This is a genomic window from Sphingomonas cannabina, assembly GCF_021391395.1.
GTDB lineage: Bacteria > Pseudomonadota > Alphaproteobacteria > Sphingomonadales > Sphingomonadaceae > Sphingomonas > Sphingomonas cannabina.
Genome location: NZ_CP090059.1, coordinates 4,193,969 through 4,208,761, shown reverse-complemented (window position 1 = coordinate 4,208,761; position 14,793 = coordinate 4,193,969). Strand labels below are relative to the sequence as shown.

Genomic DNA, 14,793 nt, shown 5'->3' with positions numbered 1-14,793 from the left:
CATACCACCTCCTCTTGCCATTCGTATTATCATATGAATATGTATAAGCGGGTTGGCGCGGGGAACGCCAGACGGAATCGGGCGAGGATGGGATGAAGGACGACATGGTGACCGAAGGCGTGTCGAGGCGCGGTTTCTTCCATTGCGCGGCCTGCGCGACGGCGGCGGCCGGCGCGGCGGCGATGCCCTCCACCGCCTGGGCGGGCGCGGCGGCTGCGGCGATGCGCGGCAGGGAAGTGCTCCATGAATTCCCCTATGGCGCGGTCCAGCTGACCGGGAGCGGCCGGATCAAGGAGCATTACGACCGCATCCATGCCCATTATCTGGCGCTCGACAACGATCGCCTGCTCAAGGTCTTCCGCCAGAACGCCGGCCTGCCGGCGCCGGGGCCGGACATGGGCGGCTGGTATGATGCCGATGGTTTCGTGCCCGGGCTCGCCTTCGGTCAGTATGTCTCCGGGCTCGCCCGCCTCGCGGCGACCACCGGCGACAAGGCGGCGCACGCCAAGGTCGCGGCGCTGGTCGACGGCTTCGGCGAGGCGATGATCGCCGCCAAGAATCCCTACGCCGGCAAGAACGCGCAGGCGCAATGGGCCGCCTATGTCATGGACAAATATGTCGTCGCGCTGGTCGACGCCTATCGGCTGAGCGGGGTCGCGCGCGCCAAGGAGCTGCTGCCGATCATCATCGACAAGTGCGTGCCCTATATCTCGCCGGTCTCGCGCGACCGCATCGGCAAGGTCGATCCGCCGTATGACGAGACCTATGTCCTGTCGGAGAACCTGTTCCACGTCGCCGACATCACCGGCGACGAGAAATACCGCGCGATGGCGGTCCATTATCTCCTCAACAAGGAGTGGTTCGATCCGCTCGCGGCCGGGCAGGACGTGCTGCCGACCAAGCACGCCTACAGTCACACGATCGCGCTGAGCTCGGGCGCGCAGGCCTATCTCCACCTCGGCGACCCCAAGTACCGGCAGGCGCTGGTCAACGCCTGGAAGTTCATGGAGCCGCAGCGCTTCGCGAGCGGCGGCTGGGGGCCGGAGGAGCAGTTCGTCGAGCTCCACCAGGGCAAGCTCGCCGCCAGCCTCAAGTCCTCGAAGGCGCATTTCGAGACGCCGTGCGGCAGCTTCGCCGACATGAAGCTGGCGCGCTACCTGATCCGCTTCACCGGCGAGCCGGTGTACGGCGACGGGCTCGAGCGCACGCTCTACAACACGATGCTGGCGACCCGCCTGCCCGACAGCGACGGCGGCTATCCCTATTATTCGAACTACGGACCCGTCGGCGAGAAGCTCTACTACCAGAAGAAATGGCCGTGCTGCTCGGGCACGCTGGTGCAGGGCGTCGCCGACTATGTGCAGGGGCTCTATTTCCATGACGACGACGCGCTGGTCGTCAACATGTACGCCTCGTCGCAGGTGACGTGGGACCGTGCGGGCGGCGCGGTCGAGGTGGCGCAGGAGACCGGCTATCCGGCGACCGACACGGTGCGGCTGACGGTGCGGAGGCCCGGCAATGGCCGCTTCGCGATGAAGCTGCGCATCCCGGCATGGGCGAAGGGTGCGACGCTGGCGGTCAACGGTCAGCCGCAGGCGGCGACGCCGGGCACGCTCGCGACCGTCTCGCGGACGTGGAAGGCGGGCGACACTGTCGATCTCGTCCTGCCGCAGCCGCTGCGCACGCTGCCGATCGACGACCAGAACCCCAATATCGCCGCCGTCCTGCGCGGCGCGGTGATGTATGTCGGCGTCAATCCGTGGGCGGGCATCGAGGCCCAGACGATCGCGCTGCCCAGCGCGCTCGCTCCGATCGCCAACCAGACCCAGGCCTATCGCGCCAGCGTCGACGGCCGCGACCTGGTGTTCGTGCCCTATTTCGCGATCGATACCGAGCGCTACAACACTTACTTCAAGGTCGCCTGATGACGAACCGCGTCTACGCGACCTATTGGATCGAGACCGCCTTCCCGCTTGCCCAGGCGGCGGAGACGATGGCCGGCGAGCAGTCGACCGGCACCTTCGTCCGCGTGCCCGGCGAGACCGACGCGCTGCGCGAGGCGCATGCCGCGGTGGTCGAATCGATCGAAGAGCTGGAGGATGCGGCGGCGCCGTCGCTGCCGGGCTCGGGCCTGCCCAAGGGCGGCGGCGACGGGCGGCGGCGGACGGCGCGGGTGACGCTGTCGTGGCCGGTCCATAATTTCGGGCCGTCGCTGCCGAACCTGCTCGCGACGGTCGCGGGCAACCTGTCGGAACTGAAGGCCTTCTCCGGCCTCAAGCTGCTCGACCTCAGGCTGCCGCCGGTGTTCCTCGACCGTTACCAGGGTCCGCAGTTCGGCGTACCCGGCACGCGCGAGCTGGCGGACGTCTGGGACCGGCCGATGATCGGCACGATCATCAAGCCGAGCGTCGGCCTCGACCCCGAGGCAACCGCTGCGCAGGTCGCCGGGCTGCTCGACGCCGGCATCGACTTCATCAAGGACGACGAGCTCCAGGCCGACGGCCCCGCCTGCCCGTTCGAGGCGCGGATCTCGGCGGTGATGCGCGTGATCAACGATCATGCGCAGCGCACCGGCAAGAAGGCGATGTACGCCGCCAACCTCACCGGCGATGTCGACGAGATGCTGCGCCGCCACGATCATGTGCTGGCCGAGGGCGGCACCTGCGTCATGGCGAGCATGAACTCGATCGGCCTGCCGGCGATGAAGATGCTGCGCGCACATTCTCAGCTTCCCATCCATGGCCACCGCAACGGCTGGGGGATGCTCGGCCGCTCGCCGGCGATCGGCATGAGCTACGTCGCCTTTCAGAAGCTGTGGCGGCTGGCGGGGATCGACCACACCCACGTCAACGGCATCGACAACAAGTTCTGCGAAGCGAACGAAAGCGTGATCGCCTCGGCGCGCGAATGCCTGACGCCGATGTTCGACCCGCCGCATCCGGGTTGCGAGATCATGCCGGTCTTCTCCTCCGGCCAGTCGGCCAAGCAGGCGCACGCAACCTATGAGGCATTGGGCTCGACCGACCTGATCTTCGCCGCGGGAGGCGGCATCCTCGCGCATCCCGGTGGGCCGGCGGCGGGCGTGACCGCGCTCCGCCAGGCTTGGGACGCGGCGGTGGCGGGCGTACCGCTCGATGAGGCGTCGCGCCAGGCGCCCGAACTGCAGGCTGCGCTCGGGGCGTTCGCGGGGTGACCCTGCTCTACGGCTATTACGGCGACGATTTCACCGGCTCGACCGACGTCCTCGAGCAGCTTGCCGAGGGCGGTGTGCCGGCGGTGCTGTTCCTGCGCCGGCCCGACGAAGCGTTGCGCGCGCGTTTCCCCGACGTGCGCGCGATCGGCATCGCGGGGGACAGCCGCAGCCGCTCGCCCGAATGGATGGATGCCAATCTGCCGGACGCCTTCGCGGCGCTCGGAGAGGCGGCGGTGGTCCATTACAAGACCTGCTCGACCTTCGATTCCAGCCCGGCCACCGGCTCGATCGGCCGCGCGATGGAGATCGGCGCGCGAGTGTTCGGCGGCGTGGTGCCGATCCTGGTCGGGGCACCGCATCTCGGCCGCTACGTCGTGTTCGGCAACCTGTTCGCGGCGGCAGGCGGCGAGGTTTTCCGCATCGACCGCCACCCCACCATGTCGCGCCATCCGGTGACGCCGATGCACGAGGCGGACCTGCGCCGCCACCTCGCGCTCCAGACCGACATGCCGGTGGCGCTGGTGCCGATCGACCGTATCCAGGCGGGCGAGGCTGCTGCGGTGTTCGACGCGGTGGGCGAGGGCGCGGTGCTGTTCGACGGCGTCGACATGCCGAGCCTCGCCGTGGCGGGAGAGCTGCTGCTGTCGCGCGGGACGCGTTTCGCGGTCGGCAGCTCGGGCGTGACGCGCGCGCTGGTGATGGCGTGGCAGGCGAATGGTGCGGTCGAAGCTCCCGGCGAGCTGGCGCGGGCAGGTGAGGTCGACCGGCTGCTGGTGGTGAGCGGAAGCTGCTCGCCGGTGACGGCGCGGCAGATCGCGCGGGGGATGACGGAGGGCTACGCCGGCGTGCGCGCCGACGTCCCGGCGCTGCTGAACGGCGAGACGGCGGAAGAGGCGCGGCTGGTCGGAGCGGCCGAGACGGCGCTGGCGGCGGGCGGGCGCTGCGTGATCCACTCGGCGGACGGGCCGCTCGGCGATGCCGCACCCGCGGCCGGTGACCGGTTGGGCGTGGCACTGGGCCGCGTGGCGCATGAGATCATCCGGCGGCAGCGCCTCAGCCGCGTCCTGTTCGCGGGCGGCGATACGTCGAGCCACGGCGTCGCCGAGCTCGGCATCGACGCGCTGACCTGGGCGGCACCGCTCGAACCCGGCGCGCCGCTGGTGCGGGCGCATGCCGGGGAAGCTGTCGTCGATGGCCTGGAGCTGGTGCTCAAGGGCGGCCAGATGGGCGGAGACGGGTTCTTCGAGACGGTGCGGCGGGGGCGCTAAAGCTCCTCCCCGGCACGGGGAGGGGGACCAGCGAAGCTGGTGGAGGGGGCTCACCTCCTTTGCATCGCTTGTGGAGAACCCCCTCCACCGCCTTCGGCGGTCCCCCTCCCCGTGCCGGGGAGGATTTAGAGCGTCGCCGCCGCCTTGTGATCGAACCCCTTGGTACAATCGATCACCGCGAAGATCGCCGCCGCCACCAGCACCATCGCCGCGACGCCCTGCAGCGGCAGGTTGTAGTTGCCGGTCGCCTTGACGACGTAGCCGAACGCGACCGAGCAGATGAACCCGCCCAGGTTGCCGGCGGTGTTCATCACGCCGCTGGCGGTGCCGCCGTAGCGGCCGCCGATCGCCATGCACATCGCCCAAGCTGCGGGCAGCATCAGGTCCATCACCATGAACGCCGCGCCGCAGCAGATCACCACCATCAGCTTGCTCGTCGCCAGGCTCATCGCCACGAGCAGCGCGGCGGTGAGCACCAGGCAGATCCCGGCGATCAGGCGATAGGCGCTGCGGATGCCGATCCGCGTCGCCAGCCGGTCGCACAGCACGCCGCCGAGCAGGTTGCCGACCACGCCGAGCAGGAAGGGGATCGATCCGTAGAGCCCCATCTCGGCTTCGCTGAAGCCGGCACCCTTGACCATCCAGGTGGGAAACCAGCCGAAGAAGAACCAGCTGCCGAACGCGTAGAAGAAATAGGCGGCCGCGATCAGCCACAGCTGCGGCAGGCCGAGCAGCTGGCCCCACGGCGTGCCGGCGTGGCCGGCGTGATCGTCGCTGCCGATCTCGGCGACCTCCTCGGCAGTGATGCCGGGCTGCTCCGCGGGGCGGTCGTGGAACCAGCGCCACCAGGCGATCGCCCAGACGAAGCCGATCGCCCCAAGGATCAGGAACACCGCCTGCCAGCCGAGATGGGCGTTGGCCGGCACCAGCAGCAGCGGTGCCAGCGCCCCGCCGAAGCGGCTCGCCGCCCAGATCACGCCCTGGCCGCGCGCCCGCTCGCGTGCCGGCAACCAGCGGTAGAGCACACCGGTCATGTTGGGATAGGCACCCGCCGCCCCCAGCCCGAACAGGAAGCGCGCCGCGGCGAGCTGCCAGAAATTGCGGCACGCGGCGGTGATCGCGGTGAAGAAGGACCACCAGACGGTAATCCGCGTCAGCTCCTTGCGATAGCCGTGCCGGTCGCCCATCGCGCCCGAGGGAATCTCGAACACGGCATAGGCGATGACATAGGCGCTCAGCACCCAGCCCCATTGCACGGGGCTGATGCCCAGGTCCTTCTGGATCGTGGGGCCAGTGACCGCGATCGCCATCCGGTCGATGAAGGTGATGATCGACAGGAGGGCCAGGAAGCCGAGGACGAGGCGCCGCTTCTTCACTTCCCCAGGCTCGCCAGCACGTCGCGCGCGCGCTCGAGCCCGAGCTCGGGGCTGGAGAACACCGGCGCCGCCACCGCACCCTCGGGCAGGCTCGCCACGACGCGGGCCATCGAGGCCTGCGCGAGCAGGATCACGTCGACGCCCTTCAGCCCCTCGGTCAGCGCCTCGCCGACGATGCGGTCGTGGGTGGCGCCGTCGCCGGCCATCACCGCCTCGAACGCGCCTTCGCACAGATACTCGACCAGCTCGATCTCCTTGCCCTGCTCCCCGGCGACGCGGCGGACGAGGTCGGCGGTCGGCTTGAGCGTGGTCGACAGCGTCGCGACCACGCCGATGCGGCGGCCGGTCGCGACCGCCTTCTCCGCCATCGGTCGGTCGACGCGCAGCACGGGCTGGTCATAGAGCTCGGCCGCCATGTCGACCGCGCGGCCGATCGACGAGCAGGTCACCAGCGCCGCGTCGCAGCCGGCGTCGAAGGTCGAGCCGACCAGCCGGATCACCTGCCGCATCGTCGCCTTCTGGAGATGACCCGCCGCGATCGTGTTCTTGATCGTGCTCTCGTCGACGAAATGCAGCAGCTTGACGTCGGGCATGATCCGCGCCGCGATCTCGTTGAACACCGGCGCGAGCATTGGAGAATTGTGGATGAGTCCGAGGGTGGGCAAGGAAAATTCCTCTTAGATCGTAAAGCGGTAGGCGCCGGAGCCGACCTCGAAGCGGGCGAGGCCCTGCTCGTGACGCAGATTGCGGATGTCGGAATGGCCATCGAGCGCGCGGCCGCCCTCGCGCCAGGCGCGCGCGGGTAGCTCGACCTCGGCGACGCTGTTGGCGGGAACGGTGAGCGCGAGGCTGGTGAGACCCTGCGCGTCGCCGTCGACCTCGGTCGCGATCGTGCCGACGCAGGACTCGTACTTGGCCGCGACCTTGCCGACCTGCGGCAGCCACACCGGCCGCACCGCGATGCGGCGGAAGCCAGGCGCGGCCGGCGCGATGCCGGCGAGGCGGCGATAGAAGAAGCCGACCACCGCCCCCAGCGCGTAATGGTTGTAGCTGTTCATCGCGATGTCGCCGACGTCGCCGTTCCAGCGCTCCCACACCGTCGTCGCGCCCTTGACCGGCATATAGCCCCAGCTCGGATAACCGGTCTGGAGCAGCAGGCCGCTGACGACGTCCCATTCGCCCGCGTCGACGAGCACGTCGAGGAGGTAGGGCGTCCCGAGGAAGCCGGTCGAGAGTTTCATGCCCCTGCGGCGGATGTCGGCGGCGAGGATCTTCGCGGCCGCCGCGCGCTGGTCGGGCGGAGTCAGGCCGCAATGGAGCGCGAGCACCTGGCTGGTCTGGCTGCCGTTGCCGGCGGTGCCGTCGGGCTTGAGCAGGGTCTGCTGCGCGGCTCGGACGATCTTCCCGCGCAGGTCCGTGTAGCGCGCGGCGTCGGCGGTGCGCCCGGTCGCGGTCGCCATCTCCGCCATGAGCTCGGCTACCCAAGCCCAATAGGCGGTCGCGCACAGGATGCGCGGCGTGGTCTCGTCGTCGGGCTTGACCGCATCGACCGACAGCCAGTCGCCGAGGTCGAGCCCGCGGTCCTTGCGCCAGATGAAGTCGGGATTGTCGCGCGCGACATAGGCCATCCAGCCTTCCATCGCCGCCCAGTTCTCGTCGATGACGGCGGTGTCGCCGTAGCGCTGCCACAGCTGATAGGGGAGGATGATCCCCGCCTCGCTCCAGCCCGCCGTCACCACGTCCGGGAACGACAAAGGCTGCGGCACCACGATCGGATAGGCGCCGTCCGGCCGCTGCGCCGCGCGCACTTCGGTCAGGAAGCGGCGGATGAAGGGATCGACCTCCATGTTGAACGCGGCGGCGTCGAGGAACACCTGGATGTCGCCCATCCAGCCCATGCGCTCGTCGCGCTGCGGGCAGTCGGTCGGCACCGCGAAGAAGTTGGAGCGCTGGCTCCATTCGGCGTTCTGCCAGATCTTCTGAAGCAGCGGCGCGGCGAAGCTCATCTCGCCGGTGGTGCGGCAGCCGCTGTAGACGACGACGCCCTCGATGTCGGCGAGCGTCGGCGTGCCGGGATAGCCCTCGACCTCGACGTAGCGGAAGCCGTGGTAGGTGAAGCGCGGCTCCAGCGTCTCGCCGCCGGCGTCGCCGCGCAGGATGAAGCGGTCGGTGCATTCCGCGAGGCGGAGGTTGGAATGGTCGGCGGTGCCGTCCTTCTTCAGCAGCTCGGCGAAGCGCAGCGTGATCGCGGTGCCGCTCGGGCCTTGGGCCTTGAGCCGTACCCAGCCGGCGAAATTCTGGCCGAAGTCGAACACGAAGCGGCCGGGCGCCGGCTGCGTCACTGCCGCCGCGCGGCGGGTCATGTTGGCGGTGAGCAGCGGCGAGGTCTGCGCGACCAGCCGGGCGGCGGGCGCGGCGCCGACCTTGACGGGGCTCCAGCCGAACGCGTCGAATCCGGGCGCGTCCCAACCGGGGGTCTTCAGCCGCGCGTCGCAGGTCTCGCCGTTGTAGATGTCCGACTTGAGGATGCACGACCGGCCGATGCGCCAGTCGGGGCCGGTGACGACCCAGTCGTGCGAGCCGTCCTCATAGTCGAGCCGGAGCTGCGCGCGCAGCCGCCGCGGCGCCGGGCCGAAGCCGTAGCGCTCCATCCGCCAGCCATAGGCGCTGGCGTACCAGCCGTCGGCGACCATCACGCCGAGCGCATTCTCGCCGGGCGTGATCAGAGCGGTGACGTCGTAGGTCTGGTAGAGGACATGGTCCCTGGCGACGCTGATCTCGGGCGCGAGATAGGCGGCGCTGACGCGCTTGCCGTTGATGCGCGCGTCATAGGCGCCGAGCGCGGTCGCGTAGAGCCGTGCCGCGACCACTTTCCTCTTCGGCGTGAAGCCCGTGCGGAGCAGCATCGCCGGCTCGGACGGGCGCGGGTCGTTCTGGGCGTGCGCGCCGCTCTTGACCGGCCGCGCCCAGCCGCTTGCGTCGAAGCCGGGATCGGTCCAGCCCTTGGGCGCGTCCGGCATCACCCGCCAGGCGCTGCCGACGATGCGGTCGATCCTGCCGCCCTTGCGATGCAGGCGGATCAGCGCGGCGAAGGCGCCGCCGTCGACCGGGAAGAAGCCGGTGGTCTCCGCCTCGACCAGCGCGCAGACGCTGTTGCGGCCGGGCCGGATATTGCCCTCGAACGGGAGCAAAGTGCCCCAGAACGGCAGCATCGTATCCCAGCCGAGCCCGAGGGGCAGCGCGTCCGGGGTCTTGTGCTCGCCGTTGATCCATACGCCGCGCATATGGTCCTTGCCGGCGATCAGGATCTCGGCGCGCTCGAGGTCGGCTGGCGCCTCGAAGTCGAGGCGGAAGGCGTGCGGGCGGCTGTCGAGCGCCTTCTCGGTCCACACCCATTGCATCCCGGCGGCTCGATCGGCAGCGGCGAGCGCGTCCTCGGCCTCGATCCACTCGGCGCGCCAGTCGTCGGGGGAGAGCAGGCCGGTCTCGAACCAGGCGGGTACGGAGCGGGCGGTGCGGCCGCGATCGTCGGTGACCTCGACGCTCCACCACACGCGCTGCATCGACCGGAGGGGCTTGCCGGCCCAGGCGATGTCGAAGGTCGCGTCGGAGGCGACACTGCCGCTGTCCCACAGGTCGGCCTTGCCGGAGCCGGTCCCGGCCTGGATGCGGTAGCGGGCCTGTTTCACGCTGCGCCCGTCCGCCTCGATCCGCCAGGACAAGCGCGGCTTGGCGACGTCGGTGCCGAGCAGGTCGATCGTATGCTCGGCGCGCAGGTCCGTCACCGCCAGCGCCGGGGAGGCGGCGCGGGCGGGGACTGCGGCGAGTGCCGCGGCGGTGCCGGTGGCGGCGAGGAACTCGCGGCGGCTGGTCACGCCGCGGCTCCCAGCATGTTGCCGTAGCCGATCACCACCGTCGCGGCGACGAGCAGGAAGATGCCGAACCACACCATGCCGCGCACGCGCGGCGCGGCGTCCTTCCACTCCTTGAAGCCGAAGCCCCACAGGGTGCCGAAGATGATGATGCTCGCCATGTGCAGCGTCCACGACGAGAAGCCGAAGCGCCCCATCTGGCTCTCGCCCATCGTGTAGAAGAAGAACTGGAAGTACCAGAGCGTGCCGCCCAGCGCGGCGAGCAGATAGTTGGCGAGCAGCGGCGGCGGGCTGCCGTCGGCGTCGGCGGCCTTGCCCGGCCGGCCGACGAACTCGCCGGCGGTGCCGTTGCGGACGATGAGGAAGCCGCACCAGATCGCGTTGGTGATGAGGCCGCCGAACATGACGAGGCAGAGCGTGGGAAGGCCGGTCCACAAGGGGCCGGTGCCGGCGGCGGCGGAGATCGCCTTGATCGGCTCGCCCGCCGCCAGCCCGAAGGCGAAGCAGGCCGACATGATGCCGGAGAAGATCGCGACCGCGATCCCCTTGCGGAAGTCGAACTCGGCGATCGCCTCCGCCTTCTTCTCGGCCGACAGCGCGGCGTCCTTGCGCGCGCCCGCCAGTGCGACGACGATGATGCCCGCCAGCGTGATCGCCAGGCCGAGCAGGATGACGAGGCCGCTGGTGGTGCCGAGCAGCTTGCTGGCGAAGTCGCCCTGGAAGATCGGCGGGATGAGCGTGCCGAACACGGTGCACAGCCCCAGCACCACCGCCATGCCGAGCGACAGCCCGAGATAGCGCATGGTGAGCCCGTAGGTGAGCCCGCCGAAGCCCCACAATATGCCGAACAGGATGCAGAGGCCGGCGATATGGCCCGGCACCTGCGCCATCACGCCCAGCAGGTCGTTGGTCTGGATGCTCGCCATCACCCAGGGCGCGATCACCCAGGAGAAGATGCCGCCGGTGATCCAGAAAATCTCCCAGCTCCACCGCCTGATGCCGCGATAGGGCACGTAGAAGGTCGCCGAGGAGAAGCCGCCGAGCCAATGGAAGACGACGCCGAGAAGCGGATTGCCGTTCATGCATTGGCTCCATTCATCACAGATGGGACCGTCATTCCCGCGAAGGCGGGAATCCATTCTGGCTGGCAGTCGTGAGACTCATCGACTTCAGCCAGAATGGATTCCCGCCTTCGCGGGAATGACGATGGTTCAACTTCAATCGGACGGCCTCCAGCGGCCCCTGCGATCGGTCGTTGCGGAACGGGCGCGATCACAGGTCGAGGCCCAGGCGGTAGACGCGGTTGGCGTTGGCGCCGAACAGCGCGCGCTTCTCCGCATCGGTGAAATCGGCGACGATGCCGTGATAGGCTTCCATGTGCCGGTCGAAGCTGCCGAACAGCTTGTCGGTCGGGAAGTCGCTCGCGAACAGGCAGCGCTCGGCGCCGAAGATCTCGATCGCCTCGAGGATCAGCGGGCGGATCTGCTCGATCGTCCAGGGACGATGGACGAAGCCGACACCCGAGATCTTGGTGACGACATGCGGGTTGGCGGCGAGCGCGCGCATCCCGCGCCGCCAGTCGCCGAAACCGTCGGGGTCGGTCGCGACCGCCATGCCCATGTGATTGACGATCACCGGCACGTCCGGATGACGCGCGATCAAGCCGGCGAGCGGCTCCATCTGGCCGGGATAGCATTGCAGGTCGAACGACAGGCCGTGATGGGCGAGCCGGGCATAGCCGCGTGCCCAGGCTTCGTCCTGCGTCACGTCGCGGGGGCCGTAGGTGCGCCGGGGGTCGGGGTGCCAGTTGACGATATGGCGGATGCCGCGGACGCCGGGATGCTTGGCATGGGCCGCGAGCAGCGTGTCCACATCCGGGTCGTCGAGCGCAGCGAAGGCGACGATGCCGCTCGGCATCCCGCGCTCATCGCGCATCGCCTGGAGCCATTCGGTCTCGGCGAGCGCCGCTGCCGGTTCGGCGCCCGCATCGACATGCACCATGCCGACCACGTTCCAGCGCGCCGCGTCGGCGAGATAGTCGTCGAGCAGATAGTTCCGGGCGATCGGCTCGACGCTGCCGTTGGGGCCGTCGTCGGAGAAGGGGCCCGTCAGCCACGGATAATGGATGCGTGACAGGTCCCACAGATGGACATGGGCGTCGACGAACGGAATCTCCGGCACTCGATTCTCTCCCCAGATGGCGGGCGCCGCCTCTTGCGGGCGGCTGCCGCCTAAACGTCAGAAGGTGGTGCGCCCCCCGGAGGTGTCGAAGGTCGACGCGGTGGTGAAGCTGCACTCCTCGCTCGCCATGAAGCAGACCATGGCGGCCGATTCCTCGACCTCACCGAGCCGGCCCATCGGGATCTTCGAGCGCATATAGTCGACCTGGCTCTGCGGGAGCTGGGCGAGGATCGGGCTCTCGAAGGTGGCGGGCGTCAGGCTGTTGGCGATCACGCCCTTCCCGGCGAGCTCCTTGCCGAGGCTCTTGGTGAAGCCGATCACGCCCGCCTTGGACGCCGAATAGGCGGAGGCGTTGGGATTGCCTTCCTTGCCGGCGACCGAGGCGATGTTGACGATGCGGCCATAGCCGTTCGCCAGCATGAACGGCACCACGGCGCGGTTGCAGTAGAACAGGCCGTTCAGGTTGATGTCGATCACCCGCTGCCAGCTGTCGATCGGATATTCGTGGACGGTGGCGGTGGCGCCGGTGATGCCCGCCGAGCAGACCAGGATGTCGACCTTGCCGAGCGCGGCGGCGCTGGCCTTGGCCGCGGCCTCGACCGCGGCCGGATCGGAGACGTCGAGCGCCTGGATGTCGGCGGCGCCGACCTCCTCCTTCGCGGCGGCGAGCGCCTCGGGGTTGAGGTCCCACAGCGCGACGGTGCCGCCCTCGGCGACGATGCGCCGCGCCACCGCCTTGCCGAGGCCCGACGCGCCGCCGGTGACGATCGCGCTGCGCTGGAAGAAGCGGCCGGGATAGAGCGTCACGCGAACGCCCCCAGGTCGAACGCGACCACCTTCTGCCGCTGCTGCCCGAGCTTCTCGATGGTCAGCGCCATCTCGTCGCCGGGCTTGAGGAAGATCTTCTCGGGCTTCTTGCCCTCGCCGACACCCGGCGGGGTGCCGGTGATGATGAGGTCGCCCGGCAGCAGCGTGACATAGCGGCTGACGTAGGAGATGATCTCGGCGACGTTGAAGATCATCGTCTTCGTATTGCCGGTCTGCATCCGCTCGCCGTTGACGTCGAGGCTCATCGCCAGGTTCTGCGGGTCGCCAACCTCGTCGGGCGTCACCAGCCACGGGCCGACTGGGCAGAAGGTGTCGTGGCCCTTGCCCTTCGACCATTGCGAGCCGCGCTCCTTCTGGTTGAAGCGCTCCGACACGTCGTTCGCCAGCACATAGCCCGCGACATGGCCCAGCGCGTCGGCCTCCTCGACGTAGCGGCAGGTCTTGCCGATCACCACGCCCAGCTCGACCTCCCAGTCGCTGTGGGTCGAATCCTTGGGCAGCACGACGTCGTCGTTCGGGCCCGACAGGCTCGACAGCGCCTTCATGAACATGACCGGCTCGGTCGGGATCGGCAGGCCCGATTCATGCGCGTGGTCGGCATAGTTGAGGCCGATCGCGACGATCTTGCTGATGCCGGTCACCGGCACGCCGTAGCGCGGCTCGCCCTCGACCAGCGGCAGCGACGCCGGATCGACGCCCGCCAGCCCGGCGAGCGCATCGACGGTGATGTCGCTCACCTTGCCCGACAGGTCGCGGATGCGGCCGTCGGCGTCGATCAGACCGGGCTTCTCGGCGCCCTTCGCGCCATAGCGGCAAAACTTCATGGGGGTTCCTCAGTTCGGGTAGGGACGGTGGAGGGCGATATCGCGGTTGAGCTCGACGCCAAAGCCCGGCTTGTCGAGCGCCGACGCCCGGATGCGGCCGTTCTCGGGCACCGGCTCGCCGAGCAGCTGCGGCGCGAACATCGGCACCACCTCGGTCGGGCCGGGGTGCATCATCAGGAACTCGGCGAACGGCGAGTTGTGGCGGGTGATCACGAAATGATAGCTGTAGACCGACGAGCCGTGCGGCACGACCAGCTTGCCGCGCGCGTCCGCCAGCGCGGAGATCTTGAGCAGCTCGGTGACGCCGCCGCACCAGCCGACGTCCGGCTGGATGATGTCGCAGCACTCCATCTCCAGCAGCATCCGGAAGCCCCAGCGCGTCGCCTCATGCTCGCCGGTGGTGACCAGCATGCCCTTCGGCACGTTGCGGCGGAGCTCGGCATAGCCCCAGTAATCGTCGGGCGAGAGCGCCTCCTCGATCCACTTGAGGCCGAGCTCGTGACAGGCGATGGCGAGGCGCGTCGCATAGTCGACGTCGAGCGCCATCCAGCAATCGTACATCAGCCAGAAATCGTCGCCGACCTTGGACCGCATGTCGGCGAGCAGCGCGACGTTCTTCTTGAGTCCCTCGATCCCCTCAGCCGGCCCATGGTGGAGCGGGAGCTTGCCGCCGATGAAGCCGAGCTGTTTCGCGACGTCCGGCCGCGCGCCGGTCGCATAGAACTGGAGCTCGTCGCGCACCGCGCCGCCGAGCAGCTGGTACACCGGCTCGCCGCGCAGCTTGCCGAGCAGGTCCCAGAGGGCAAGGTCGACCCCGGAGATGGCGTTCACCACCAGCCCCTTGCGCCCGTAATATTGCGTCGAGAAGTACATCTGGTCCCAGATCTTCTCATATTCGGCCGGATCGCGGCCGATCAGGAAGCGGGAGAGGTGCTTCTCGACGATGAACGCCGCCGGCTCGCCGCCGGTCGTCACCGCGAAGCCGACGGTGCCATCCTCGGCCTCCAGCTCGACCACCAGCGTGCCGAGCACGTTGATGCCGAAGCTCTGCCGTGAGCTGCGATATTCGGGATAACGCGCCATCGGGGTGGCGATATGGTCGTCGATCCAATGGCCCGCGCCCTGGTCGTGATAATCGGCGCCTCCGCCGCGCACCGTGAAGGCGCGAACATGCTTGATCCTCGATAGCGCCACCGCCGAACCTCCCCTCTCAACCATATGGATATAATATTAGTATTACGTTTTGGTCGT

Annotated in this window: 11 protein-coding genes; 3 read left to right on the top strand and 8 right to left on the bottom strand. The window is 69.0% G+C overall.

Going from position 1 to position 14,793, the window contains the following annotated elements; all coding sequences use genetic code 11:
- The first annotated feature begins 92 nt into the window (after window positions 1-92).
- From LZK98_RS19705 to LZK98_RS19695, 3 genes are read left to right on the top strand one after another with little or no spacing between them, the layout of a single operon-like run.
- Window positions 93-1,925: a beta-L-arabinofuranosidase domain-containing protein gene (locus tag LZK98_RS19705; protein WP_233784207.1), complete on the top strand. Its 1,833-nt coding sequence runs from the start codon at window positions 93-95 to the stop codon at window positions 1,923-1,925.
- Window positions 1,925-3,193, top strand: coding sequence for a ribulose-bisphosphate carboxylase large subunit family protein (locus tag LZK98_RS19700; RefSeq protein ID WP_233784206.1), 1,269 nt, complete (start codon window positions 1,925-1,927; stop codon window positions 3,191-3,193). The genes LZK98_RS19705 and LZK98_RS19700 overlap by 1 nt, the downstream gene beginning before the upstream one ends.
- Window positions 3,190-4,461, top strand: a complete 1,272-nt coding sequence (locus LZK98_RS19695) for a four-carbon acid sugar kinase family protein (protein WP_233784205.1) — start codon at window positions 3,190-3,192, stop codon at window positions 4,459-4,461. Before LZK98_RS19700 ends, LZK98_RS19695 begins: the two co-directional genes overlap by 4 nt.
- 125 nt (window positions 4,462-4,586) lie before the next feature.
- Here LZK98_RS19695 and LZK98_RS19690 read toward each other — a convergent pair whose 3' ends face one another.
- From LZK98_RS19690 to rhmD, 8 genes are all read right to left on the bottom strand, one after another.
- Window positions 4,587-5,837: an MFS transporter gene (locus tag LZK98_RS19690; protein ID WP_233784204.1), complete on the bottom strand. Its 1,251-nt coding sequence runs from the start codon at window positions 5,835-5,837 to the stop codon at window positions 4,587-4,589.
- Window positions 5,834-6,502 carry an aspartate/glutamate racemase family protein gene (locus LZK98_RS19685; protein ID WP_233784203.1) on the bottom strand — a complete coding sequence of 223 codons (669 nt, stop codon included), beginning with the start codon at window positions 6,500-6,502 and terminating at the stop codon, window positions 5,834-5,836. The genes LZK98_RS19690 and LZK98_RS19685 overlap by 4 nt, the downstream gene beginning before the upstream one ends.
- 12 nt (window positions 6,503-6,514) lie before the next feature.
- A complete protein-coding gene (locus tag LZK98_RS19680) occupies window positions 6,515-9,712 on the bottom strand; it encodes an alpha-L-rhamnosidase (protein WP_233784202.1) in 3,198 nt (1,065 codons plus the stop codon).
- On the bottom strand, window positions 9,709-10,791 hold the full coding sequence (rhaT, locus tag LZK98_RS19675; protein WP_233784201.1) for an L-rhamnose/proton symporter RhaT: 1,083 nt from the start codon (window positions 10,789-10,791) through the stop codon (window positions 9,709-9,711). The genes LZK98_RS19680 and rhaT overlap by 4 nt, the downstream gene beginning before the upstream one ends.
- Window positions 10,792-10,981: 190 nt before the next feature.
- Window positions 10,982-11,890 carry an amidohydrolase family protein gene (locus LZK98_RS19670; RefSeq protein WP_233784200.1) on the bottom strand — a complete coding sequence of 303 codons (909 nt, stop codon included), beginning with the start codon at window positions 11,888-11,890 and terminating at the stop codon, window positions 10,982-10,984.
- 57 nt (window positions 11,891-11,947) lie between these two features.
- Window positions 11,948-12,697, bottom strand: coding sequence for an SDR family NAD(P)-dependent oxidoreductase (locus tag LZK98_RS19665; protein ID WP_233784199.1), 750 nt, complete (start codon window positions 12,695-12,697; stop codon window positions 11,948-11,950).
- On the bottom strand, window positions 12,694-13,542 hold the full coding sequence (locus LZK98_RS19660; RefSeq protein WP_233784198.1) for a fumarylacetoacetate hydrolase family protein: 849 nt from the start codon (window positions 13,540-13,542) through the stop codon (window positions 12,694-12,696). Before LZK98_RS19660 ends, LZK98_RS19665 begins: the two co-directional genes overlap by 4 nt.
- 9 nt (window positions 13,543-13,551) lie before the next feature.
- Complete coding sequence (rhmD, locus tag LZK98_RS19655; RefSeq protein ID WP_406693561.1) at window positions 13,552-14,736, bottom strand: L-rhamnonate dehydratase; 1,185 nt, start codon at window positions 14,734-14,736, stop codon at window positions 13,552-13,554.
- Between the last annotated feature and the right edge of the window lie 57 nt (window positions 14,737-14,793).

Bases quoted from the DNA above. Each gene is read 5' to 3' on its own strand.
- LZK98_RS19705 (WP_233784207.1), top strand. From the start codon at position 93: ATGAAGGACGACATGGTGACCGAAGGCGTGTCGAGGCGCGGTTTCTTC.
- LZK98_RS19700 (WP_233784206.1), top strand. From the start codon at position 1,925: ATGACGAACCGCGTCTACGCGACCTATTGGATCGAGACCGCCTTCCCG.
- rhaT (WP_233784201.1), bottom strand. From the start codon at position 10,791: ATGAACGGCAATCCGCTTCTCGGCGTCGTCTTCCATTGGCTCGGCGGC.
- LZK98_RS19660 (WP_233784198.1), bottom strand. From the start codon at position 13,542: ATGAAGTTTTGCCGCTATGGCGCGAAGGGCGCCGAGAAGCCCGGTCTG.